The following is a 22,927-nucleotide window of genomic DNA, read 5'->3' as shown; positions in this document are numbered from 1 at the left end:
TATATTTAGAATTTATACCCTTTTTCTTCACTCATCCACTTTAAGGTCTCTCTTACACCTTCAATCCGGGTATGAGGCATTTTACCCGTTACCTCCATCGTATTCTCCAAAGGCAAAACATTATTGGTAGTCATGTTAGAAAGCCTAAAACTTGTCATCGGAAACTTAAACTTCATGGCAGTAAGTACATCACCAACCAATGCTGCTGTTTTCAACACAAAAAAAGGAACTTTTTTAATTGGCCCTTTTTTCATTTCAATAGAGATTTCATTGGCCCATTCAGAAATTTGAATGGCAGGTAAATCTCCTAAATAATAGGTCTGTTTATTGATGTTTTGGGCATCCATGATTTTCCTGATCTGGTTTACCGTATTACCGATATAACCATAAGATTTTGTACAGGCTTTTCCAAAATCAAAATATTTCTTCTGATATACAATATTAAAAAAGTCGATATACGGAATATTAAACCATGGTCCCCAAATGGAAGTTGGCCTTACAATTACCCAATCATAACTTACATCCTTAATAGCCTTCACTAACTTTTCTCCTGCTACCTTACTTTCTCCGTAAGTGGTATGTGGTGTATAAGTATCATAGTCTTTCGGAATAAAACCTGGCTTACAAACGTACATCGACGAAGTATAGATTACCTTTTTAAGCGCTGGCAGTTTAGCCGCAATATCAATTATATTTTGGGTACCCTGTGTATTGGCTAAATAATGTTCAGCCGTGGTTCCAATAATATCCGTTACCGCTGCTAAGTGCACTATAACATTTGGATTAAAATCCAAGATTAAGTTTTCTAACAGCGGCTGATCCAAAATATCAACCTTTTTCCAATAAGGATCATGGGCCTTTTTTAAAGGCTTAACACTATCCAAATTCAAAACATTTAAGCCATCGTCAATTAAGCTTTGCATTAAATTAGTTCCTATAAAACCGGAACCTCCCGTAACCAAAATTTTCATATCTTATTGTTTAACTGGTTTTTTCATAATTCTATCTTTCAATACCCTCGCTGGAGACCCTACGCAAACTTTACCACTCGGAATAGACTTCAAAACCGTGCTTCTTGCTCCAATTACAGTACCTCTACCAATAGTTATTCCTGGGGCTAAGTAAACATCGTTAGTTATCCAACATTCATCTTCAATTACTAGATCCTTTGCATAGATATCAAAAGTAATCTGATCATAATCGTGTCCCCCCGTATTAAAATAAACTTTATGTGCTACTGCCACATTTGAGCCAATATCAATTCTACCTAGACTATACAATACACAATCATCGCCTATCCATGTATAATCTCCAATGCTGATGTTCCATGGATAAGTAACTTTAACAGTCGATCTTATTAAAGCTTTTTTACCGATTTTGGCTCCAAATAACCTCAGTAAAAATCTTCTCCATCCATATAAAATTTGTGGAGACCAGCTAAATATGGTGCTCTGAACAATCCACCATAATTGAACAGTAATTTTTGATTTACCCCTAAATGTTTTAGGAACCCTGAAAATACTTAAATCTTGATATTCCATATTAATTAAAGAACTTTAAATACATATTTGCTAATTGTCCTGTTTTATATTGTTCTCCTACAGTGAAAGAGTCCTTCTTTAATTTGTCTTTGTCATGAGGCTTCAAGGCTTCTAATATGCAGCTCTTCAAGTCAGATAAGTCACTTTCGCAAAGCCACCCAGGACTAAGATCTGCTCTTTCAAATAGTTCCTTATAGATATATACATTTTTAGAAATCAGTACTGGTGTTCCACTCTGAAGCGCTTCTACGATTGCTAGACCAAAGTTTTCATTTTTTGAAGGTAATACAAATGCATCAGCACCTACATAAGCATCTGCTTTGTCTTGTCCAGTAATTAGCCCAATAAACCTTGCGGTGTTTTCAAGATGATACTCCTTTAAAAGTACTCTCATCTCATCTGCATATTCATTTTTATCATCCCCGGCGATGATAAAACTAAGTCTTGCCGAATCAATTTGGCCGTCTTTAATCAATTCAGACAAGGCAATAATAAAATTATTTAGTCCTTTTTTATAATTGATACGAGATAGAAATAAAAAAACGAACTGATTTTTATCAATTCCATATTTAGTCCTAAATGAGACGCCATCTCCTGTTATTCCCTCCTCGTAATCAACAGGCAATGGTAAAACAACAGCATTTTTTGCCTTTTCCCCAAAGTAGTGGATTACGTCTGTTTCTATCTGACTGGTGCAAAAAATATACTTGGCATTAAGTAATATTTTATTAACTATAAGTTTTCCAAGTATTTTTTTAAAATAAAATTTTTTCTTTATATCGAATGGATCTAATGAACCATGGGGAGATATATAGTAAGTCAAGTTATTTTTTAAGGCAAAGGCGTATAACTGTAATATGGCAATATTCCAAACACTATGAAAATAAATAACATCAAATGCCGTATAGTTTTGTTTAAACCAGTTAACTCCTTCACTAGCGTAAGCCTGACCAGCAATTTGCTTGGAATTAAAGCCAATTGTATTTTCTGGCAAAATTTCAGGGTTATCACCAATTGATAGAATTTTATATTCAATTCCAGCTGTTTTAAAAAGTGTAGTTACGTTCAAAACTGCAGTAGGAACACCTCCCCTTTTCGGATGTAAACCATCAACTATATGTAGAACCTTCATTTGATTATAACTATTTAATATTTTTCTCTAACATTTTAGGCAATAATTTTTCTAGGGCTGTAACCTGGAATAACTTTCTCATCTCTTTTCTTTTCTCTAAATCGGACGTTTTTTTTAAGGCTAAGATTTCCAAAATGTGATTTGAAAATTCTTTAGGACTATTCCCAATAAAGAAAACTTGAGAAATTTCTTTAGGAAGACCCTTAACCCCATATATCGTAGATACAACTGGATTATCTAACGATAACATATTTATTGCTTTTATATTTACGCCACTACTAAATCTTACAGGATTTATCAGCACATTGGATTTCTGAATGTATTCATTCGTATCAGGTACATTGGTGAAAAGATCAATAAATTCTGAATTATTGCAAGCTTTAATGATTTCTGTAACTGGATTTGACCCAACAACAGCAAATCGTAGACCAGGTATCTTTTCGTTTATTAATGGTAAAACATCATTAATAAACCATAACAATCCAGAAACATTATTTGGGGCATATAAATTACCAATAAATGCGATATGATAAAATTTTGTCAATTTATTTACATCAGTTACTAAATTCCCCATAGTATCATCAATAATCGGAGGTAGCCAATATCCATTCTTGAAATTTTGTTTTTCCCAAAAAGCAAGATCCTCTATCGAAATATCAAAAAAGGCATCAGCTTTCGAAATCAAATTATATTCAAAGCTTTTAAGATGAATATTCATTGCAAGAAGTGACATCTTTGATCTGATTCCTTTAGCAAGTTTCAATTGCCCCCACATATAATTGTGCTCGACATTGTGAAGCCTTAATGAAAAAGGCACTGCTAAATCTTTTGCGAGCCTCAAACCCGTTTCTCCTCCATATATGCTATCAATGAATATCGCATCTGGGTTAAACTGAGTAGCTTTAGTTAATAATGATTTATAATCAGCCTTTTTTAGCATCCTAGCAGCTACCTGCGAAGGAAAAGAGATTAATTTAATTATTCGATTTAAGGTACTAGAAAGTGGGAACGTAGCTAAACTTGCTACTTGCCTTAATACACAATCTACATTCTCTTTACTTGGTGTGGATTTTTCTGGATGCCAAGTAACAAGAAATACCTCGACATTTAATTTTTTAAAAGCTAAAATTCTATTCCATATATCAACTTTTGCACCATGATTTGCTGGAAATGGAAATTCTGATGCAATAATTAAGACTTTCATAACTTATTATAGATTAAATCAATTATGGGTTATTGTTTTTATATGTAAAATAGTATTGCGTATTTATTGCAATTGCAACCATAAATAATAATAATTGGTAATTAAGCAGATTCATCCCCCCAATTGCCTCTGTAATGCCAGCAAGAATATTATAGATTAAAAAAGAAAGAAATGCGTAACTTGTTAAAGGGTTATATTTCCATAGATATGCAACCCGTGACAAAAGTTGGTACAATAATCCAATATAAACCACAAGTCCAATATACCCATAATCAAATAGTATTGTAAACAAGGAAGTATGAGAACTTGCTGATAGTTCAGGATCATTATAGCCCTCAAAAAGATAAGCCCACATTTTAGAAGCTCCCGAACCAAAGTGTCCATATAATCCATAACCTATAGTATGAATCCATTTAAAATCAATAAATTCTGCAAAGGAAATTGCCCAAACTACAGACCTTGAACTTGCAGTTTTTATATCTTCATCACCCCTTGCCAAGAATTCAAGTGCAGGAATATTTGCTGAAAGTGCTAAAATACTAACAAATATCAATGGCCCTAAGATAACTACGAAAGCCATAAGGCTAATTTTTTTATTGAGTACTTGCTTATTTTTTAGAAAATAAACAACCAAGGTAATTATCAAAGGGTAAAATAAGGCCCCCCTTGAATCTGTTGATATTAATGTTAAAATAAATATTGCCGAAGCAAAACCTGTTAAATACCTATTCTTCTTATACCATAAAAATAATGGAATTGATAAAGACAAAACCCCGCCAACAAAAACAGAATAACTATTTACTCCTTTTACCAACGGAAATTCAATTCTATTTATAATTATCCCAAAATTTGACAATAAAACGGATGGTGTGGTTGACTCCCCTGCAATCGAAGAGCTAGGCAATACTTTAATGTTTAAAAGATATAATATCCAATTAGATAAGGAAAAAAGTGCAAACGGCAGAATAATCAAATAAATAAAAATTGTAGCATAATCATATTTGTTTTTTCTTACGAAATAATAGACTATAAATGAATAGAAAGAAACAAATAATAATAAGTTAGATGTGGAGTAAACTGAAGCCGATAAGGTGTCTTCAACCGGATTATTATTTCTAACAATGGCAAACACTATTAACAAGCTAAAGATAAATATCAGTTTATTAATTTCTATTATCTTCAAAAATGATATTTTGAAATATATTGTAACCCATTCAATAAATAACAAAACTAAAGGAATAAGTCTTAGCACATTCGATTGTGAATACCCAAAAGGCATTAGCATTAAGAAAATCAATAATATCGAATAGAACATTATGTTTAATAGTTTAATTTATTTACTCGCTTTTTGAGATCTCTTACTCAATGTTTCTGTATATGAGAAATGCATCATTGTAAATTTGTAGCCTCTATTTTCTGCAATAGTTAAAGCGTGATCTAAGGAGTCGCCATGTACATTTTTGACATATGATTCTGGTGAATCTTTTGGCACTAGTGTATTAAAAAATCCATTGTGCAAATTCTTTAACTCATCAACATCATCAGTGTAAAAATGTCTAGATGAATTCTTCCAAAAAAGTTTATCATCAGGGGATCTCCCGTCAAAGCCCCATAAATTTACATTTTTACTTAAAGTACATGCTAATGGCAGCAGCAATAACGGTAAAACGTTCCCAACTAAAGGTAACCTATATTCCTTAGTTAGATCTGTTGTGAAAATGGTCTTATTTCCAAACGGTATTGGAATTAATCTATCTTTAAATTCACTAAACTCTTTTAAGCAAAATGGATAGAATATTGCAGGCATAACGAAATAGGTATTCGTTCTAGCAAGGCAATTTCTCAGGTCTTTTCTGAATTTCTGCGCAAATTGTGCAATCCCATAATGATATATACCATCTCCCGCAACAATGAAATGTGGATTAATGTAATCCCATAACTCTGTATCTTTAACGATTGTGTTACTTACAATCCTTATACCATCATTCCAATTTTCTTCATTTGCTTTTTCTAAAGATGGCCCTGTACCCAGGATATAAGCTTTTTGGTATGAATTTTTTAGACTCTCAGTTAGTTCCTCCAGCTTCTTTTTCCCTTCCCTGACTCCTTTTGATACTTCCTCTTTATGTAAGATGCTTAATAGTTTATGGTACTCCCAACCCTCCACTACATAATTTTCAAAATCGAAGTTAAATACCTCCCCCTTCTTTAATGAAAATGATTTTTCTGAAAAATCAGTTGCATCAACGAAACCAATTAATGAATAATCTAAATACTGCTTCGGTAATATTTTATGAGTATACGTTATATCGTTATCTAAGCCAAAATATTTTAGTCTTCTTAATACTTCTTTTAATTTGTCATTAAAAGAAGTAGAAGGTTGACTAGGAAGATAAATCTGAAGATAGTTATGCTTTTTAAAAATTAAATTCCTTATTGCATTGACAAGCGGTTTTAGTTTCTTTTTCATATCCTAGGTTGATGAATTATCGTAAATAGTATGTAAAGTAAAAATAAGATAGTGGGGGTTAATAAAACTTTCTTTTCAAAATCATAAAAACTTATATTAAGTGAACGATAGGAATACCTAGCTGCATACCAAGCATAAAAACCCAAATACCCAATTAGCATTGCTATTGGAACTGCATAAATGCCAATATAGTTTACCAATAATAAGCAGGACACGATGTATAGAACTCCAGAAATGCCATCTGCAATATGAGAAATGATATGATTTGTAGACATATAAGCCTGTATGTGCATTGCCCCAAAACGATGTACAAAGAAAGCGAAACTAATCAACACCCACATTTTTTGATCAACGAATTTCAAATCACTTCCTATTAAACCTAATAAATAATCTGAAAATAAGCCAACAAAAATTACTCCCAAGACAAATACGAAATGACTTAATCCCATACCTCTTATAATGGCTTTCCGCAGATTCGTTAAATCATTTTTAATTCTATACATCGCAAACAAAGGTAGTTTGCTATAAAAAGGAGCCATTGACACCTCTTTGATTTGATTAATTATTCGCAATGCCAATAAATAAGCTGCAACAGATGGGGTATTGCCTACTTGTGCATAAATTAATCCTGTTAAATTAGTTAGTCCAACTGACATTAACCCTGAAATCCCACTTCGCCATGCAGGAACCCAAATTTGTTTAAATAATTTTCTATCAAACGGCAAAGAGGGCGAAATTTTATTATAAAATTTATCATCTACATTTATGCATAAATACCAATCTCTCAATACATTTAAAAGTACCCAGAATTGATTTACAATTACTAAATTCAATAGAGAGGGAGCAAATGCTAGTACTAATAAACTTGTTATTATACTTCCCAAGCTGGTCATCGATTCTATCCTTCTAACTAAAGCTATTTTATTTAACCCCTCTAAAAAATTCATATAAATCCTACCATAAAAACTAATGGTTGAAATAAATATAATTATCACCCAGGCTATCCATGCTTGATTTATATTATTTGATTGTTGTATTGGCTTAAACATAGACCAAGTACCCAATGTTATCATTCCTACAAAAACGATAATTGTAAGTACAACATAAATATACTTCATTGTTGAAATTATTCTACTCAGCAAATCAATATTAGGTCTACTTATATCAGTAATTTCACCGTCAGTATTACTCCCGTCTTTATAAACAAAGATATCTTTGGCTCCACCAAAAGCGTAAGCAATGATTCTTGAAAAAGTTTGTCTAAACCCAAAATCAGATAGACTTTGTAATGAAATTACCGTCGAAAATAAATACCAAAGTACAATATCACCCTCAGAAAAAAATTTCAACACCATTGGTAACACTACAAAAAGTGTTAATGCCTTTGTCGAATAACTCATCCAGGTCATGATAGTGGGTGAGTTCAATACCTTGTTAAAATTTTTATTAGCCAATTATCTTAATATTAAATTGTAAATAGCATATTTACCATTATCAATTACCAAACTTGTTTTTAGTACTTTAGAATAATTCAAATTCTTCATCAATGTACTTGCATCCCTAGTAAACTCTTTCTCAGGTATTTTAGTTGGGGCAGCATTTAAGACAATTAATCTCATATTCTTATCATTAAGCTTAAGTACTTTTACCCATAGATTATCATTTATACTGCTATTTGAAATATTATTGAAGCCAATTATTTCTCCTTTCAGAAAATTCATTGTCTTTTTAAAATATTCGGGCTTCATATAAAATCTTTTTCGACTTTTGGTATCAACAAGGATATCCCAAGGAATAACATAATCGCGACCATTTAAATAATTGTAAAATAGCAACCAATCTTGTAATACAATGTTGTTAGATACTAAAGTAAACAGCTGAGTTTTCTGTAGCTCATCAGCCAATCTATATGCCTTTGATAAATATAAAATATTGAGATTACCAACACCTAATTCAGCAACTCCTCTATCAAACACCTTATATATATTATTCCACTCACCATTTCCGTTATTGGTTAATAATTTGATGTTAGTATTTTGCTCTAATAATTTTTTTTTAAGTTGTGAAAGAAAAATAACTACTGATTCTTCTTGATACTTCTCGTAATCTTTTATAAAATATTTATTATTTTTTAGTTCATTTTTGATCTGTAACTTATCCAAACGCCCTATATTAATTGCACCTGATCTTTTCGAATAACCTTCTAAACAATATTCGCAGAAACACCCGTAGGAATTAGGTTTGTCTAATTTAAGCTGCGCATTAAATAACGCATCATCAATAAAAATTCCATATGCACCTAGTTTCAATAGCTTTTCAGCCTTTCTAAAAAACAAATCCTTAAATAAAGGATTATTCACACATCCCCAATAAGGGTTGGTAATATTCCAATTCCTCATCCAAGGAGCAATATATCCTAATCCGTCTATACTCTTAATTCTATACTTAAGATTTGTATATCCAACAGAATCAGGATATTGAGGATTTAGAGTTAGGCTGTAAGACAAACCCATTTCCCTATACACATCAGTTGTCTTAACATCTTCTGTATAAGTCCAATCAATTCTTTGTGGTTTGAAATATTTTATTGCATCGATTGTCTTAACAGAGTCATGCAAGTCTCTAGGATGAAACCATCTAGATGATAATACGGCTTTTTGACCGTAAGATAAATTACTTAATATGCAAAGGAAAAGAAAAATTCCAATATTAAATAAAACACTCTTCCAGATCCCTAACCTAACATGCATACTTAAATTTTATTCAAGATCCTTTAATACATTACTAATTCCACCATCAATGTTTAAGTTGGCACCATTGATAAAGCCCAATTTATCTTCAGCTAACAACAAGGCCAGTTGCGATACCTCTTGTGGTTTACCAATCCTTTGGCTTGGATGCAATTCATTTAATAATTGAACCTTAGCCTCATCATTATCAAACCCATCCCTTAACATTTGGGTATCTATTGCTGCGGGGCTAATGGCGTTTACCCTCACTCTTCCCTGTAAATCAACAGACATGGCCTTGGTTAACCCAACTAAGGCACTTTTAGAGCTGGCATAGGCCACAAAGCGTTTTTTAGTCAATTGATGGTGTATGCTGGCAATATTAATGATAGAACCCATTGATTTTTCTAACCTCGACAAGAAAAATTGACTTAACATTAATGGCCCTGTTAGGTTTACATTTAAAGTCTGATTCCAATCTTCTAATTTAACTTCTGCAACACTGCCTAGTATTTGTACCGCAGCATTATTGATCAATAAAAAAAGTGCTGGTATTTCTGCATCAAAAACTGCTTCCAATTCCTTTTTGTAATTAGCATCTGAACAATACTGGTGCAAATCAAACTTAAAGAACTTGTCGCAATAAGGTACTTCTGCTGCCCTCACATCCAAACCTACTACATGATAATTGTTTTCCTTAAAGGTTTTGGCCAATTGGCTTCCAATACCACCTAAAACGCCTGTTATTACTACTGTTTTTTTATCCATTATTTGATATCTAAAAATCCGAATAGTATTTCTATTGCCCTATGGCTTGCACGAATAACGGCTTCTTTTGTATTTGAACCGTTATGTGTACCAAATATACATTGCTCAAAAGTCCGTAATTCGCTATCGGCTGGTAGCGGCTCTATTTCAAAAACATCTAAACCAGCAGCACTCACTTTTCCAGATTTTAAAGCGTCAATTAAAGCGGGTTCATCAATCAGCGGGCCGCGTGCCACATTGATTACTTTAACACCGTCTTTCATTTGAGCAATGGTTTCTGCATTAATCATGTGGTAGCTTGAAGGCGTTAAGGCGCAAGTGATGATCACAAAATCTGCTGCTTCTAATCCTTCAGGAAAAGGAAGGACTTGGTCTACCCCTGCTTGTGCTGCATTCAAATTAGTGAATGGATCATAGGCATTAATTTTTACATCAAAACCTTTTAATCTTCTTGCCACAGCTAAACCTATATCACCCAAACCAATTAAGGCAACCGTTTTATCAACTGTAGACATACCTGGAGGCTTAATCCAGTTACCCTTGCGCACTTCGCGGTCTACTTTATAACTCTCCCTTAGCAAGCCTGTAAAGTAAGCTAATGCCATGTCTGCCACTTCATTGCCAAACATTCTTGGTGTATTCTGAATAGGAATACCCAATTTCTCACAAGCCTTAAAGTCAACATTATCTACCCCAACTCCCCATTTAACAGCCGCCCTTAGCTTACCATTCTTACCCGCCGTAAAAACACGCTCAGTTGCAGGGTCATCACCAATAATCCAAGCATCAACCGTCGGAACAAGCTCAATCAGTTCTTCCTCTGTTAATACCTGTACCACATTTGGCGTAATCAATTCTATACCCTTTTCTTCAAATAGGTGCCTAAGCTGATCTATGGCTTTAAGCATTGGTGGACATGTTACTAATACTTTCATTTTTATAGGTTATTCAGGTTTTTATATAATAGTTCGGCCATGATGAAGTTTAACTCTACATCGATGTCTTGTGCTTCGGCTTCTGGAATTTCATATAGGAATGGTCTATCTCCTATTCGGTTATGCTTCTTTTCCAATATTTCCTTTGTAAAAAGATAAAAGCAAGAATTCTCTTCAAATATGGGTGGCAAATCTTGAGTCCTTAACAAAATATTTGCATTGTGATTAATTGGCCTAGCTAAGCTATCCCAAAACCTTACGTGTTTTCTGGTTACAGAAAACAAGGAATCATGCATTGGATACAAGTCCAAAAATTTGGCTATACCTGCACTTAATGTCTGTGCAGTTAAAATTGGATTGGTACTATGTGTTTGTAGGTAAAAGTCTGATGGCACTTGATTGATGGAATTTAATAACACATCATTCATGGGTATGGCGCCATCTTTTAAATGTTCAGGACGTTCCAAAACAAGCACCGTAGGGAATACGGCTGCACATTGTTCCATTACAATCGGGCTATCCGTATCAATCACTACCTGGTCAATTTGTTTACAATCAAGCAAGGTTTGTACCACATGGTGAAACAAGGGTTTACCTGCAAAATCACGGTAGTTTTTACCTGGTACACGCTCACTAGAATGGCGCATGGGTACTATAGCTGTTAATCTATTTTTTGTCATCTAAAGAATAATCTAAATCTGCATAATTAATGGCCTCACCAAATCCTTGATGGCTTTCGGCCTCTCTTCTTTGAAATAATTTTTTCCTAAAATCATTAGGATAATACATCCTCATCCTTAAGGTTTCATCTGGCTTCGATTTGCCATTATAACCTAAATAAGTACCCCAAAACTGCAAGGTCCTGAACATGATAATCGAGGAAAATTCCTTAAAGAATTTTTTCTCATGAATGGCATGTACAGCATCAGACCAAATATTTGAATTGGTTAGTCTAATAAAACTCCAAAAAGAGAATTTCTCTTCAGGGTAAATATTTTTAAGTGCAATGGCTTCCCTGCGGTACCTGTTTTTTATCCTAGAAGGGGTTTCTTCATGTACGTGTACAATGGGCGCATAAGCTTCATAAGCAATCTGATAGCCTTCTGCCTGTATTTTGGTAGCCCAATCCAGGTCTTCTAGCCCAGTTAATTGTACATCATAAGGTTGCTTTTGCCATAATTCCTTACGGATTACCGCATTGGCATTATTGCAAAATGGGATAGACTGCTCATAATTTGAAACTGCCGGAAACCATTTTTTAAACAACTGATGTTCTGAGTATTTGGTCAGGTCGTTACCAACCTGTCTGCCATATACCAAAGCCACCTTATCATTTTTAAATGGCGCTATCATTTTTTGTACCCAGTCTGTATATAAAGGATAAACGTGTGCACTGGCAAACAATAAAAACTCCCCGGTTGCCGCTTCACAGCCCACATTAATGGCCCTTCCAAAGGAGAAGTTCTCTGGTCTAATGTTAACTATCTTAACGCCAAATTGCTTTGCAATCTCAACCGTACGATCAGTAGAGCCAGAATCAACCAAAATCACCTCAATATCCCGATAAAGTGTTTGTTTTTGAATGCCAACCAATAACTGACCGATGTGTTTTTCTTCATTAAAAGAACGGATAATGATGCTACATTTGATCGCTGTCATTTCTTTTACTAATTGCTATGTTATATTTTATTTATTTGGAATAAGTAGAAAAATCTTTATGGTCTTTTTTATTTAATTGTTCGGCAGTTAATGTTTTAAAATAGGCATAAGTACGTTCCAAACCTTCTTTTCTACTTACCTTAGGCTCCCAACCCAACAATTCCCTAGCCAGGCTAATGTCTGGTTGTCTTTGCTTAGGATCATCTACTGGCAAATCATGATACACCACTTTTTGGTTAGACCCTGTTAAAGCAATGATCTCTTCGGCAAAAGCCTTAATGGTTATTTCATCTGGATTGCCAATATTTACCGGACTTGCATAATCAGATAATAATAAACGGTAAATCCCTTCTACTAAATCATCTACATAACAGAAAGCCCTGGTCTGGCTTCCATCTCCAAAAATGGTAATGTCTTCGCCCCTAATGGCCTGCCCTATAAATGCTGGCAATACACGGCCATCGTTTAAACGCATGCGAGGGCCATAGGTATTAAAGATCCTTACAATTCTAGTTTCTAAGCCATGGAAAGTATGATAAGCCATGGTCATGGCCTCTTGGAAACGTTTAGCTTCATCATATACACCACGAGGCCCTACTGGATTTACATTGCCCCAATAACTCTCTACTTGAGGGTGTACGGTTGGGTCTCCATAGATCTCTGAGGTAGAAGCAATTAAAACCCTTGCATTTTTTGCCTTCGCTAAACCTAATAAATTATGTATACCCAAAGAACCAACTTTTAAGGTTTGGATAGGGATTTTTAAGTAATCGATTGGACTGGCTGGTGAAGCAAAGTGTAAGATATAATCTAATGCTCCAGCAACATGTACAAATTTACTTACATCATGATGATGAAATTCAAAATTTTCTAAAGGAAATAAATGCTCTATGTTCTGTAAATCGCCAGTAATGAGGTTATCCATGGCAATAACATGATAACCTTCTTTAATAAAACGATCACATAAATGTGAACCTAAAAATCCTGCTGCACCTGTTATTAGTATTCTTTTTTTCATTATTCTGCGGTTTTAGGTTGTGAACCAATGCCATAATAGGTAAAGCCTTCTGCAGCTATGGTTTTTGCCTGGTAAATGTTACGGCCATCAAAAATTACACGGCCATGCATGACCGATTTAATTTTGTTCCAATCTGGCAACCTAAACTCTGGCCATTCTGTTACCAATAACAAAGCCTCAGCTCCCTTAACCGCATCAATGGCATCTTTTACAAAGATCACTCGCTTATCTGCAAAATGTTTAGCTTCTTCCATCGCAATTGGATCATAGGCCAATACCGTTGCACCTGCCTTTAAAAGCTCATCAATCAAGATCAATGAGGGTGCTTCACGCATGTCATCGGTATTAGGCTTAAAAGACAAACCCCACATACCAAATGTTTTGCCTTTTAAATCACCATTAAAGTGTTTTTCAATTTTTTTGAACAGTACAAATTTCTGGTCATCATTTACTTCATCTACGGCTTTTAAGATCCGCATATTATATTTGTAGTCATCTGCGGTATGGAATAGTGCTTTTACGTCTTTAGGGAAACAAGAACCGCCATAACCTATGCCTGGGTAGATAAATCGAGTACCAATACGTGGATCTGAACCTATACCCTTACGCACCTCGTTTACATCTGCGCCCACCAATTCGCACAGATTGGCAATATCATTCATGAAAGATATCTTTGTGGCCAACATCGCATTAGCTGCATACTTGGTCATTTCTGCAGAAGGAATGTCCATGAAATAAATGGGATGCCCATTCAATACAAAGGGTTGATATAATTTAGTTAAGGTTTCTTTAGCTCGCTCAGATTCTACACCTACCACAATACGATCAGGTTTTAAAAAGTCATCAACAGCAGCACCTTCTTTTAAAAACTCCGGATTAGAAGCTACATCAAAAGGAAGATCTACACCACGTTTGTCTAATGCAGCAGCAATAGCTGCCTTTACCTTTTTAGCCGTTCCAACTGGCACCGTACTTTTGGTTACCACAATGGCATAATCTTCAATGTAGGTACCCACGGTATCTGCTACCTGCAACACATACTTCAAATCTGCACTGCCATCTTCTCCCGGAGGAGTGCCTACAGCAATGAAGATTACAGATGCCCCTTTTACCGATGCCTCGAAATCGGTACTAAAAGATAGCCTCCCTTTGTTATAGTTGTTTTCTACCAGTTGCTCTAAACCGGGCTCATAAATAGGTAAGATACCTTTTTTTAAGTTATCAATCTTTTTTTGGTCTACATCAACACAAATTACCTCTGTTCCAATTTCTGCCAAACAGGTTCCGGTAACCAAGCCCACATAACCAGTGCCTACAATAATAATTTTCATAATGAACTGCTCTTAACGAATCTTTATAATTTTGAATATAAATGTGTGTTACTTTCTTCCTAATATGCGTCTCCAAATACTCTTTTTAGTCTTTTCGTTACCATAATTGCCGTAGCCGTAGCCATAACCATAGCCATAGCCGTAACCGTAACCGTAACCGTAGCCATAACCGTAACCATAAGAATCAGAAGCATGAATATCATTTACCACAATGCCTAGTTGTTTCATTTTTTTATCTCTAAGCAATTCCTCCACAATGTTTAATTGTGCTTTATAGGTATATTTTTGACGTACCAAATACAAACAGATATCCGCATAAGGCGCCAATAATTGGGCATCCGTAACGATACCTACTGGTGGGGCATCAATAATGATATAATCAAATTGTTGCTTCAATTCTTCCATTAATATCCCTGTTCGTTCATTTAATAAAGACTCAGCAGGATTTGGAGGAATAGGGCCTGAATTAATGATGAATAAATTCTCATGGATGTTCAAAGGTTTAATCAAATCACTAGCCTTTAAATCTTTTTGAATGATGTAATTGGTAAAACCTTGTTTATTGGTTATATCTAACTTCGCAGATAAACCCGGTTTACGTAAATCCAGCTCCATTAACAAGACTTTTTTACCTGTAATGGCTAAGATATTACCCAGATTAATGGCCATGAACGATTTACCTTCCCCAGACATGCTCGAGGTAAACAAAATCACTTTTTGGTCTTTCCCATCTAAATAAAAGGAAAGATTGGTACGCAAGGCCCTAAACTGTTCTGCAATGGCCGAACGTGAACTATTGGCCACAATTAAATTATCTGCCTCATCATTATGGCTGATCTCTCCTAAAATAGGCACATCAGTGGCCCTAATAATATCATCCTTGTTATTTACCTTGTTGTTAAGCAAATCTAGCACATAAATGATACTTATCGGAATAACAAAGCCCATAACCACCCCGAAAAGTCCAATTATATTCTTTTGTGGGCTATAAGGTTTAACTGCTGATTTTGGTGGATCAATTGTTTTTGAATTCGCAATATTTGATGTTTTCGAGATGGCTGTTTCCTCGCTTTTTTGCATCAAGAAGATATACAACTCTTGTTTGATCCTTTGCTGGCGCGCCAAGTCTAAATAATCTTTCTCAATAGCAGGTACTTGTTTAACTTGTCCCTCTGCATTTTTCATTTGCGAATTCAGTTTATCCCTGGTAATTTGCAAACTGCTTTTACTGGAAATTAAATTCGCCAGCATGTCTTTACGCAGGTTCGCGATTTGCTGATCTAAGTTTAAAATAATAGGATTGGTATCTGTTAAACCCAATAATCGCCGTTCACGTTCTAATGATAAGGCGTTGTAACGTTCAATCAAACCCGTAAATACTAAATCAGCAGGCATCAAAGAACTTGGTAAAACTCGCTTTTTATCATCCTTTAAATAATCCTGCAAACTATTCAACATGCTCAACTGTATTTCTACCTTGGCTAAATCGTTCATATAAACGGCAGAATTTTGCACCAATAGTTTAGCCTGTTCACTCATGTCAGCCAAATTATTCTGCTGTTTAAAACCCTGGATATTACCCTCCAAATCGCCCAGTTCAGTACCAATGTACCTTAGCCTGCTATTGATGAATTTAATGGTACTGTCTGCCACCTCATTTTTATCTTTCAGGTTGGCCTCTACATACTTTTCAATCAATTTATTGAGAATGTCCTCTCCCTTTTTAGGGATGGCGTGGTTGATGCTTAAATCTACAATGGTAACCAGTTTATTGGTAACGGCAACCTCCAAGTCTTCGGTTAAGTCGGCAACCTTTTTATCTACAGAAGAGATGGTAAAGCTATAATCCTTATCCTTAAATGGTTTTAATGGATTTTTAGTAATGATAAAGGATCCGATCTTAGGAATGTTGATCGCTTGATTGAACTTAGCTACTGTATTTAATTCATCTGTAGTAACCGCGATTCGATTAGCTGTTAATAATTTCAGGTTAACTTTTGTAGTAGTAATGGTATCTTCCGCAGTTATTAAATGGACTTTAAATGGACTTTGGTACAATTCTACATCTTTAACCCTACCATGATGGTAATAGGTAATGTTTAAATCCATGTCACGTACCACCTGCTCCATTAAGTGGCGTGTCTTTAAAATCTCCGCTTCATTGTCTACCGTACTCTTAGAACCTAATAGCCCACCTAAACTCCCTAGCAGATCGCTACCACCTAACATCCCTGCACCCTTTTTTTCATCATTAACCAATACCCTTGCACTGATCTTGTACATGGGGGTTTTATAACGGATGTATAAATAAGCCGCACCCAAACAAAGGCATACAGAGAGAATTAACCAAGGCCATTTCCCTATAATTTTAGCTAACAAGACCTTTAAGTTAACGCCCTCATCCTCTCTATCCTTCTCGATATTTGATATAGTATTATTCATGTTTTTCTAAAGTAAATTATATGGGTTAAAACCTAAAGCCTACTAAATAAGATTACCAACACTGACAGTGCTGAGCCAATAATGGCATAGGTTTGTGTACGGGCCGCATTTAAAGAGGCAGCCTTACCCTTGTTAGGTTCTACGTAGATCACATCGTTTTGTTTAAGGTAAAAGTAAGGGCTATTGATAAATTCGGTAGAATTTAAATCAAAGCGAATGAACTCTTTCTTGCCCGCGTTGTCACGAATTAACATGACATTTTCCCGGCGACCAAAGATGGTCATGTCACCTGCTAAACCTAGGGCATCTAAAAAAGTAACCTTCTCATTGGGCATGGTATAAACTGCAGGGCGATTAACCTCTCCTAAAACGGTAATTTTGAAGTTTGCAAAACGCACCTCTACACTCGGTTTATTATATAAAGCTGCTACTTTAGTCCTGATTAGATTTTTGGCTTCAAAAGTGGTTAAACCAGCTAACTTAAGTTTTCCAATACCTACCAATTCTACCTCACCATTTTTATCTACCAAAAAAGCGCTTGCTTGTTGGGCCGCTGTAGCAGTTGCCGAGTTAGTTGTGCCACCCAATGATTGCAAACTAGTCCCTTGGTTAACCACCATGGTGCTTTGTGGATCTATACTCAAGATGTTAATGGATAAGATGTCATCTGCTTGGATAACGGGCTCAGTAAAGGTGGCCATGGTTTTAATTTGAGAACCTCCGGTTAAGGGTATATCCTGAAAGTAGCTCACTTTTTTAGTGCTTGCACAAGAGGCAAGAAGACCGATTAAAAAAAGCGCAATTAGGCTTCTTAAATAAGAAGGAAGGTAAGTTTTTAACATATAGGGATAGATAATTGCAGTAAAGATAAGAAGTTTAGTTTAAAAGACATTGATTTTTGAGGCCCCTCATACTAAACCAAGTTTTTCTAAGTAAAATTGTTGTTGTTGTCAAATAATTTTTGGTTTTTAAAAGGGTAATTGCCAATTTGTTTAAATAACTCGCCATTTTTAACACTATGTTCTAATGCCTTTAAGTGTTTTTCATGATGCAAGTCGGTAGCAGCTAAGTCATACAGCTTATTTTTCAGCAAATAATCAGTAACTAACTTTACTTCTTTTCCATAATATCCGGTAACCGACAATAAATTCAATTGAAACAGGCAGCCCATGTCTTTAAAACGTTGGTAACGGCTTAAGCTTTTATGGTAAAAGTTATATCGTTCGGGATGTGCCAAAATTACGGTATAGCCCTTAATCTGTAGATCAAACACAGTTTGTTCTATATGAGGGGCCTCAGAGAGGTAAGACATTTCTATCAAGATATAATTGTCTGGCATCAGTTGTAATGGTTCATCCATGTTAAAATCGCCATCAATCATGTATTCTGCTCCTGCAGCTACTTTTATGTTAGAACCCGCCTTCTTCAAACTTTCTTTTACGGTAGCTAATGCCGCACCAATGCTTGCTGGGGTATTGGGATATAATTCTTTAAAAATATGTGGTGTACAGATGAATTTGCTAAAACCCAGTTCATTTAACTTTTTAATCAGAAAAAGAGAAGTCTCTAAATCTGGAGCTCCATCATCTAAGCCTGGCAGTAAATGGGAGTGCAAATCTACACCGAGCCAAGTCAGATCGGCAACTAATGGAGGTTTCGTTTTAAAAAAAGAGAGCATAGGGATGATTTTCTTTAAAAATCCAAACAATTTTAAGCTTAAAACCTAAATTATCGTGAAATAACATAAGTAAATAAGCTTATCGGTGCTAAATTACTACTTTTTAGTCAAAAAGCAAGTGTAAATAACACACTAACTCACCAACCGTCTTAAAAAAGCTGAATTAAAATCATTTTGACATCAAAATTTTTAGTTTTTTAATCTTAAGTTAACGTTGTTGAGGGTGGAGAAGTTAGAGGTTAGGAGTTGGGAGGCTGGAGTAGTTAGCAATATATTCCATTAAGCAACTAGGAATCTGTTTGGCTTTAGCGCGCTATTACTGCCCCAACTCATTTTATCATTGCATAAAATTAATTAAGGAAAACCTGCCCATCACATATGCCCATAATGGGCAGGTTTTTTTGCTATTGTTTGATAAACTCAATAAAGTAGGGCTGTTTCCAAGACCCTTTACATTTTCTTACACTAGTCCACTCATTTGTAGTTGAACTACATTTAGCACTTAATACTTGCCCTATTAGGCCAGACCTGTAATATTGGTTTGGTCTATTTGCTAAGATTTGCTGGCCAACAAATGCTTCGATGGCTTGTTTAGCTTTTTGGTTAACCGTATTTTGGGTGCAGCAACCACTTACGCCTTTCCAACTGATAGAAGCAACTCCCTCAATGCGCAAAACTTGACCAGGTGTTGGCTTCTGAAATTTATTGATCGAATCTACAAGTGTACCAAGTTCTACTAAAATCGAATCTTTGGTTGCTTTCGCCCAGCAAGTGTCTGATTCCATTTTTTCATAGTCCGAGTCGTCAATTGTAACCATGATGTTGTCTGAGTCACAACCTGCAACATTTGAGTTACTGTCAGCTTTTTTTTCTCCGCATCCAATAAATCCAAGTGCTAAGCATAAGAGAAGAATTGCAATGGTGTTTTGTCTAAAATTTTTCATTGTCCTTTAGTTTAATTTCCTAGTCGTATGGCTTGCTAGGATCGCCCCGTTTTTTTGATTGGTCTCTGGTCTCCACTTTATATGGTTTTGTAGGCAAGGTCAAGAGATCAGTTGGCAGTTTATAAGGTCTTTTACCACAGCTCTCGATGATGTTTTTTTCGTTAAAATCATCATCATGAAACTAAGCCCATTGCTTAGAAAATGCAATACCTAGATTTAGGTAATTTAAAGCCATAAAGTAAAGAAAATGAATATTTTACCCCTTAAAACAAAGAATAATCAAATGCAATTGCAGACTTGAACTTTGTTATGCATTGCCATTACCTCGCTGGCGCATTCTTGTGTGCGGCCAAGTACCTAGGGGGAATGTGACCGAGGGTTTGGGCGGAGGAAAGAGTCTAAGTCCTAGCAATCGCATTACGATACCCTCCCGATAGCTATCGGGACAAGCTGAGTATGACGCTCGCCGGTTGTAGCCGCCAAAACACAGCCCCCACCCCCTAACCCCTCCGATGTGAAATCGGAGCAGGCTCTAAAGGGGGAATACTGGGAGCACAATCCCTCAGAATTGAATGCAAGATTGTAAGCGTTATTTAAAGGACAATCGCCTTCTAAAAAACAAAAAACTAAATACCACAACTACCACCACCAAAAGACAACCCCCATAACTCATTCCTTCCCATTCCACCTTTTTCTCCTTCTGCTTTGTAACACTTACCTTTTCTTGTTTAAGCCTAGTGTTTGATCCCCTATTGGCTGATGTTACCTTGCTAAAATCAACTAAACTGGATTGTTTACCCCTCATTTCCATTTTAAAAGCCTCGCCTGCAAAACCGGTAGCTGGCGAAAAGGTAAAAGGTCCTTTTGGCCAAATGGTTAGCTCCATCATGGTATAGGTACTATCCCTAATGTTGACGGCTTGTTGAACCGCCAGCGTTTCGGAATGTTCCTGGCTAAGGGTTTCCTTTTTTATGTTTTTGCTAAACAACTTATCCTTGTTTAAGGTGCCACAGCCCGGCAACAAAAAAGCACAAGTAATGATGGTTAGCTTTTTCATCTTAAACCCTCCTTCCTTGGCTCGTTTAACCAATCTGCGTAAACCTTGATGGTTCTCAGGTGCCTCAGCTTTCGGTAAACCCCATCCCCTTCCCTGCTACCTACCACATTGGTATTCCCCTCTATGGTATAAAGCCAATTACCTTGTTTTTTCTCTACCAAACCACAATGTGCAATGCGCCCCAATGCTGCGAAGTAAATCCCAAACACATCTGCCGGTTGTGGCTTAAGCGTTTGCCGAGCCAAAGGGAATAAACCAGGGCTCCAAGCCGTTTTGGGTTGCACATAACCAGCCTGACCGTAAACCCAACTCACAAAACTGGCGCACCAAGGTTCACCTTTTTTGTTGCCGGTGTAGCGAAGGTATTTTTCTACTTGTATTCCATCGTTGTTGCCCGTTGCCTCATGAACGCCAAGTTGTGATTGGGCAATGGCGAGGATGTTTGAGGTTAACTGGAGTTGGGTTAACTGGTTAATTGTGGAACTGGTTAACTGGCTTGTGGTTAACTGGAGTTGGGTTAACTGGTTAATTGTGTAATTGTTTAACTGTCGATTAACCGATTCGACAGTTAACCCTCTCCCCGATTTTACAATTAACCCCCTCCCTAAAATATCGCCGCCAGGCTCAACAGCCCTCCCAAAAAAAGCAAGGCAAACAATGCCCAGTACAATACGAATCGTTGCCATAACTGTAAGTTCTTAAATTGTAAAACCATCATGTTAATTGTGGGTAGGCCAAGCCAGCTTAAGAGCCACCTGAATAAAAGGATGGAGATGCCCAGCAATAGTAAAAAGCTGATCAATGCGAAGAGCAGCAGTTGCCAGATGCCATTATCCAATAAGCCAACCTCAGTGTTAAGGCTCGTGAGTAAAAAAGGCAAGCCTTGCCATGATACCGCAGCCGCTAGGAGAATTGCCACAAAAGGCAAAATGTGTTTATTTAAGGTCCCGCTTGGGGATGTAATTTTTAAAGTTTTCATATCATAAAAATTAAGTTGGCACCTCGCAAAAGGTGCCAACTGGGTTAAGAATTGTTTAAACTATCACTATTGGTGCAACATAGCTAGTTGGCGACTGCCTATCACCATTTCGGCTTACGTAAAAGAAATACGCATGCACCGTCTGTCCAGAAAAATCTGCTGGGATCTCCAGTACGGTTCCCATATCAGACCTTGCCCCTACCGTGGTATACGAGAGGAAGAAATTTTGCTGCTCGTTGTAAAGCAATACCACCATGGTATCTTCAGGAAAGGCATTTAACGCATTTATCTGAGGTGACCATGCCACATCTAAACTGCCAGCTACAGCAGAACTGACAACCAAGCTACTTGGTGGCTGCAATGTACCCTTGCTAATCTGCAACTTTGCCTTGTCCAAATCGTAAGCTGGATAAGTGCCTATTACCGCATTGCCCAACGCATGCTGTATGCCCAGGTTAAAGCCCGTTGTCCTACCAGATTTCTGGCCCTTGTAGCCCAACAGCAATATATCCTTAATTGGCCCCATGAACTTAAGCACCGCCGCAAAGCGTGCCCTTTGATCCAACTGCTTTAAGCTAGCTGGCTTGGTACTGATTTTTGGCAGTCCCTTGATGTAACTGATATCGTTCCATCTACTACCGATAACACTTCCGGCCTTGCCAGAGAAGCCTCCATTGGCTCCGTTTCTAATTGTTCCCATTTTTTTAAAAATTTAAATTGTGAAACCCTGATGGCCGGCCGGTACACCAGAGCGTGGAACAAACATAGAAACGCAAAACCTAAGAACCTAGCAATGAGACCCTTGTGACTGGATTTGACTGGGTTTGACCGAATTTGACCGATTGCCGAGTGGCCTGAGTTAGAAAAAACAGCAAAAACCATCGCCTTTTGCTCAACTTGGCGGCGTAACTGCATCGTAAAAGGATGGGGTTGCGACCGTAAAGTGATTGACTTGGCTTCGGGAGCTGTTCGGGATTTTCCCGACCACTTCCCGACCGTTTCCCGAAGCCTTCCCGAACGCTTCCCGAAGCAGACTCGAC

General features: G+C 36.4%; 22 protein-coding genes. All 22 read right to left on the bottom strand.

Annotated features, from left to right (window positions below):
- Window positions 1–5: 5 nt before the first annotated feature.
- The 22 genes from EZ428_RS05395 to EZ428_RS05290 all read right to left on the bottom strand — a co-directional run bounded on the left by EZ428_RS05395 (window position 6) and on the right by EZ428_RS05290 (window position 22,587).
- The gene (locus tag EZ428_RS05395; RefSeq protein ID WP_131552076.1) at window positions 6–971 is read right to left on the bottom strand and encodes an NAD-dependent epimerase/dehydratase family protein; all 966 of its coding nucleotides are present in this window, start codon (window positions 969–971) and stop codon (window positions 6–8) included.
- Between the two features lie 3 nt (window positions 972–974).
- Window positions 975–1,541, bottom strand: a complete 567-nt coding sequence (locus EZ428_RS05390) for a WcaF family extracellular polysaccharide biosynthesis acetyltransferase (RefSeq protein WP_131552075.1) — start codon at window positions 1,539–1,541, stop codon at window positions 975–977.
- Between the two features lies 1 nt (window position 1,542).
- Window positions 1,543–2,673 carry a glycosyltransferase gene (locus EZ428_RS05385; protein WP_131552074.1) on the bottom strand — a complete coding sequence of 377 codons (1,131 nt, stop codon included), beginning with the start codon at window positions 2,671–2,673 and terminating at the stop codon, window positions 1,543–1,545.
- A gap of 10 nt (window positions 2,674–2,683) precedes the next feature.
- The gene (locus tag EZ428_RS05380; RefSeq protein ID WP_131552073.1) at window positions 2,684–3,877 is read right to left on the bottom strand and encodes a glycosyltransferase; all 1,194 of its coding nucleotides are present in this window, start codon (window positions 3,875–3,877) and stop codon (window positions 2,684–2,686) included.
- A 22-nt stretch (window positions 3,878–3,899) separates the two neighbouring features.
- Window positions 3,900–5,060: an O-antigen polymerase gene (locus EZ428_RS05375; RefSeq protein ID WP_165501711.1), complete on the bottom strand. Its 1,161-nt coding sequence runs from the start codon at window positions 5,058–5,060 to the stop codon at window positions 3,900–3,902.
- Between the two features lie 150 nt (window positions 5,061–5,210).
- Window positions 5,211–6,347: a hypothetical protein gene (locus EZ428_RS05370; protein ID WP_131552071.1), complete on the bottom strand. Its 1,137-nt coding sequence runs from the start codon at window positions 6,345–6,347 to the stop codon at window positions 5,211–5,213.
- Window positions 6,344–7,801, bottom strand: a complete 1,458-nt coding sequence (locus EZ428_RS05365; protein WP_131552070.1) for a hypothetical protein — start codon at window positions 7,799–7,801, stop codon at window positions 6,344–6,346. The genes EZ428_RS05370 and EZ428_RS05365 overlap by 4 nt, the downstream gene beginning before the upstream one ends.
- Window positions 7,802–9,097, bottom strand: coding sequence for a hypothetical protein (locus EZ428_RS05360; RefSeq protein ID WP_131552069.1), 1,296 nt, complete (start codon window positions 9,095–9,097; stop codon window positions 7,802–7,804).
- Between the two features lie 9 nt (window positions 9,098–9,106).
- A complete protein-coding gene (locus EZ428_RS05355; RefSeq protein WP_131552068.1) occupies window positions 9,107–9,844 on the bottom strand; it encodes an SDR family NAD(P)-dependent oxidoreductase in 738 nt (245 codons plus the stop codon).
- Window positions 9,844–10,779, bottom strand: a complete 936-nt coding sequence (locus tag EZ428_RS05350; protein ID WP_131552067.1) for a phosphoglycerate dehydrogenase — start codon at window positions 10,777–10,779, stop codon at window positions 9,844–9,846. Before EZ428_RS05350 ends, EZ428_RS05355 begins: the two co-directional genes overlap by 1 nt.
- Before the next feature lie 2 nt (window positions 10,780–10,781).
- Window positions 10,782–11,459 carry an acylneuraminate cytidylyltransferase family protein gene (locus tag EZ428_RS05345; protein ID WP_131552066.1) on the bottom strand — a complete coding sequence of 226 codons (678 nt, stop codon included), beginning with the start codon at window positions 11,457–11,459 and terminating at the stop codon, window positions 10,782–10,784.
- Entirely contained in the window at window positions 11,446–12,438 is a 993-nt protein-coding gene (locus tag EZ428_RS05340; RefSeq protein WP_205945603.1) for a glycosyltransferase family 2 protein, read from the bottom strand. Before EZ428_RS05340 ends, EZ428_RS05345 begins: the two co-directional genes overlap by 14 nt.
- A 31-nt stretch (window positions 12,439–12,469) precedes the next feature.
- Window positions 12,470–13,459, bottom strand: coding sequence for a UDP-glucuronic acid decarboxylase family protein (locus EZ428_RS05335; RefSeq protein WP_205945639.1), 990 nt, complete (start codon window positions 13,457–13,459; stop codon window positions 12,470–12,472).
- On the bottom strand, window positions 13,456–14,787 hold the full coding sequence (locus EZ428_RS05330) for a UDP-glucose dehydrogenase family protein (protein WP_131552064.1): 1,332 nt from the start codon (window positions 14,785–14,787) through the stop codon (window positions 13,456–13,458). The genes EZ428_RS05335 and EZ428_RS05330 overlap by 4 nt, the downstream gene beginning before the upstream one ends.
- 48 nt (window positions 14,788–14,835) lie before the next feature.
- Window positions 14,836–17,229 carry a GumC family protein gene (locus tag EZ428_RS05325; RefSeq protein WP_131552063.1) on the bottom strand — a complete coding sequence of 798 codons (2,394 nt, stop codon included), beginning with the start codon at window positions 17,227–17,229 and terminating at the stop codon, window positions 14,836–14,838.
- Between the two features lie 32 nt (window positions 17,230–17,261).
- Window positions 17,262–18,071 carry a polysaccharide biosynthesis/export family protein gene (locus EZ428_RS05320; protein ID WP_131552062.1) on the bottom strand — a complete coding sequence of 270 codons (810 nt, stop codon included), beginning with the start codon at window positions 18,069–18,071 and terminating at the stop codon, window positions 17,262–17,264.
- A gap of 86 nt (window positions 18,072–18,157) precedes the next feature.
- Window positions 18,158–18,907 (bottom strand): tyrosine-protein phosphatase, encoded by a 750-nt coding sequence (locus tag EZ428_RS05315; protein WP_131552061.1) that lies wholly within the window; start codon window positions 18,905–18,907, stop codon window positions 18,158–18,160.
- Window positions 18,908–19,311: 404 nt separating this feature from the next.
- Complete coding sequence (locus EZ428_RS05310) at window positions 19,312–19,851, bottom strand: hypothetical protein (protein WP_131552060.1); 540 nt, start codon at window positions 19,849–19,851, stop codon at window positions 19,312–19,314.
- A gap of 589 nt (window positions 19,852–20,440) precedes the next feature.
- On the bottom strand, window positions 20,441–20,908 hold the full coding sequence (locus tag EZ428_RS05305; RefSeq protein ID WP_131552059.1) for a hypothetical protein: 468 nt from the start codon (window positions 20,906–20,908) through the stop codon (window positions 20,441–20,443).
- Window positions 20,905–21,594, bottom strand: a complete 690-nt coding sequence (locus EZ428_RS05300) for a hypothetical protein (protein ID WP_225870998.1) — start codon at window positions 21,592–21,594, stop codon at window positions 20,905–20,907. Before EZ428_RS05300 ends, EZ428_RS05305 begins: the two co-directional genes overlap by 4 nt.
- Window positions 21,513–21,887 (bottom strand): hypothetical protein, encoded by a 375-nt coding sequence (locus tag EZ428_RS05295; RefSeq protein WP_131552058.1) that lies wholly within the window; start codon window positions 21,885–21,887, stop codon window positions 21,513–21,515. Before EZ428_RS05295 ends, EZ428_RS05300 begins: the two co-directional genes overlap by 82 nt.
- Window positions 21,888–21,942: 55 nt before the next feature.
- Entirely contained in the window at window positions 21,943–22,587 is a 645-nt protein-coding gene (locus EZ428_RS05290; protein ID WP_131552057.1) for a DUF6266 family protein, read from the bottom strand.
- Between the last annotated feature and the right edge of the window lie 340 nt (window positions 22,588–22,927).

It is taken from the genome of Pedobacter frigiditerrae, assembly GCF_004331645.1.
Taxonomy (GTDB): domain Bacteria; phylum Bacteroidota; class Bacteroidia; order Sphingobacteriales; family Sphingobacteriaceae; genus Pedobacter; species Pedobacter frigiditerrae.
Note: the sequence above shows the minus strand (reverse complement) of the source record. Positions and strands in the feature narration are given on the sequence as shown.

Coding starts and splice junctions, on each gene's coding strand:
- EZ428_RS05395 (WP_131552076.1), bottom strand. CDS start 971: ATGAAAATTTTGGTTACGGGAGGTTCCGGTTTTATAGGAACTAATTTA.
- EZ428_RS05315 (WP_131552061.1), bottom strand. CDS start 18,907: ATGCTCTCTTTTTTTAAAACGAAACCTCCATTAGTTGCCGATCTGACT.
- EZ428_RS05310 (WP_131552060.1), bottom strand. CDS start 19,851: ATGAAAAATTTTAGACAAAACACCATTGCAATTCTTCTCTTATGCTTA.
- EZ428_RS05390 (WP_131552075.1), bottom strand. CDS start 1,541: ATGGAATATCAAGATTTAAGTATTTTCAGGGTTCCTAAAACATTTAGG.
- EZ428_RS05300 (WP_225870998.1), bottom strand. CDS start 21,594: ATGGCAACGATTCGTATTGTACTGGGCATTGTTTGCCTTGCTTTTTTT.
- EZ428_RS05330 (WP_131552064.1), bottom strand. CDS start 14,787: ATGAAAATTATTATTGTAGGCACTGGTTATGTGGGCTTGGTTACCGGA.
- EZ428_RS05340 (WP_205945603.1), bottom strand. CDS start 12,438: ATGACAGCGATCAAATGTAGCATCATTATCCGTTCTTTTAATGAAGAA.
- EZ428_RS05305 (WP_131552059.1), bottom strand. CDS start 20,908: ATGAAAAAGCTAACCATCATTACTTGTGCTTTTTTGTTGCCGGGCTGT.
- EZ428_RS05345 (WP_131552066.1), bottom strand. CDS start 11,459: ATGACAAAAAATAGATTAACAGCTATAGTACCCATGCGCCATTCTAGT.
- EZ428_RS05360 (WP_131552069.1), bottom strand. CDS start 9,097: ATGCATGTTAGGTTAGGGATCTGGAAGAGTGTTTTATTTAATATTGGA.
- EZ428_RS05325 (WP_131552063.1), bottom strand. CDS start 17,229: ATGAATAATACTATATCAAATATCGAGAAGGATAGAGAGGATGAGGGC.
- EZ428_RS05355 (WP_131552068.1), bottom strand. CDS start 9,844: ATGGATAAAAAAACAGTAGTAATAACAGGCGTTTTAGGTGGTATTGGA.
- EZ428_RS05380 (WP_131552073.1), bottom strand. CDS start 3,877: ATGAAAGTCTTAATTATTGCATCAGAATTTCCATTTCCAGCAAATCAT.
- EZ428_RS05385 (WP_131552074.1), bottom strand. CDS start 2,673: ATGAAGGTTCTACATATAGTTGATGGTTTACATCCGAAAAGGGGAGGT.
- EZ428_RS05290 (WP_131552057.1), bottom strand. CDS start 22,587: ATGGGAACAATTAGAAACGGAGCCAATGGAGGCTTCTCTGGCAAGGCC.
- EZ428_RS05320 (WP_131552062.1), bottom strand. CDS start 18,071: ATGTTAAAAACTTACCTTCCTTCTTATTTAAGAAGCCTAATTGCGCTT.
- EZ428_RS05295 (WP_131552058.1), bottom strand. CDS start 21,887: ATGAAAACTTTAAAAATTACATCCCCAAGCGGGACCTTAAATAAACAC.
- EZ428_RS05350 (WP_131552067.1), bottom strand. CDS start 10,779: ATGAAAGTATTAGTAACATGTCCACCAATGCTTAAAGCCATAGATCAG.
- EZ428_RS05370 (WP_131552071.1), bottom strand. CDS start 6,347: ATGAAAAAGAAACTAAAACCGCTTGTCAATGCAATAAGGAATTTAATT.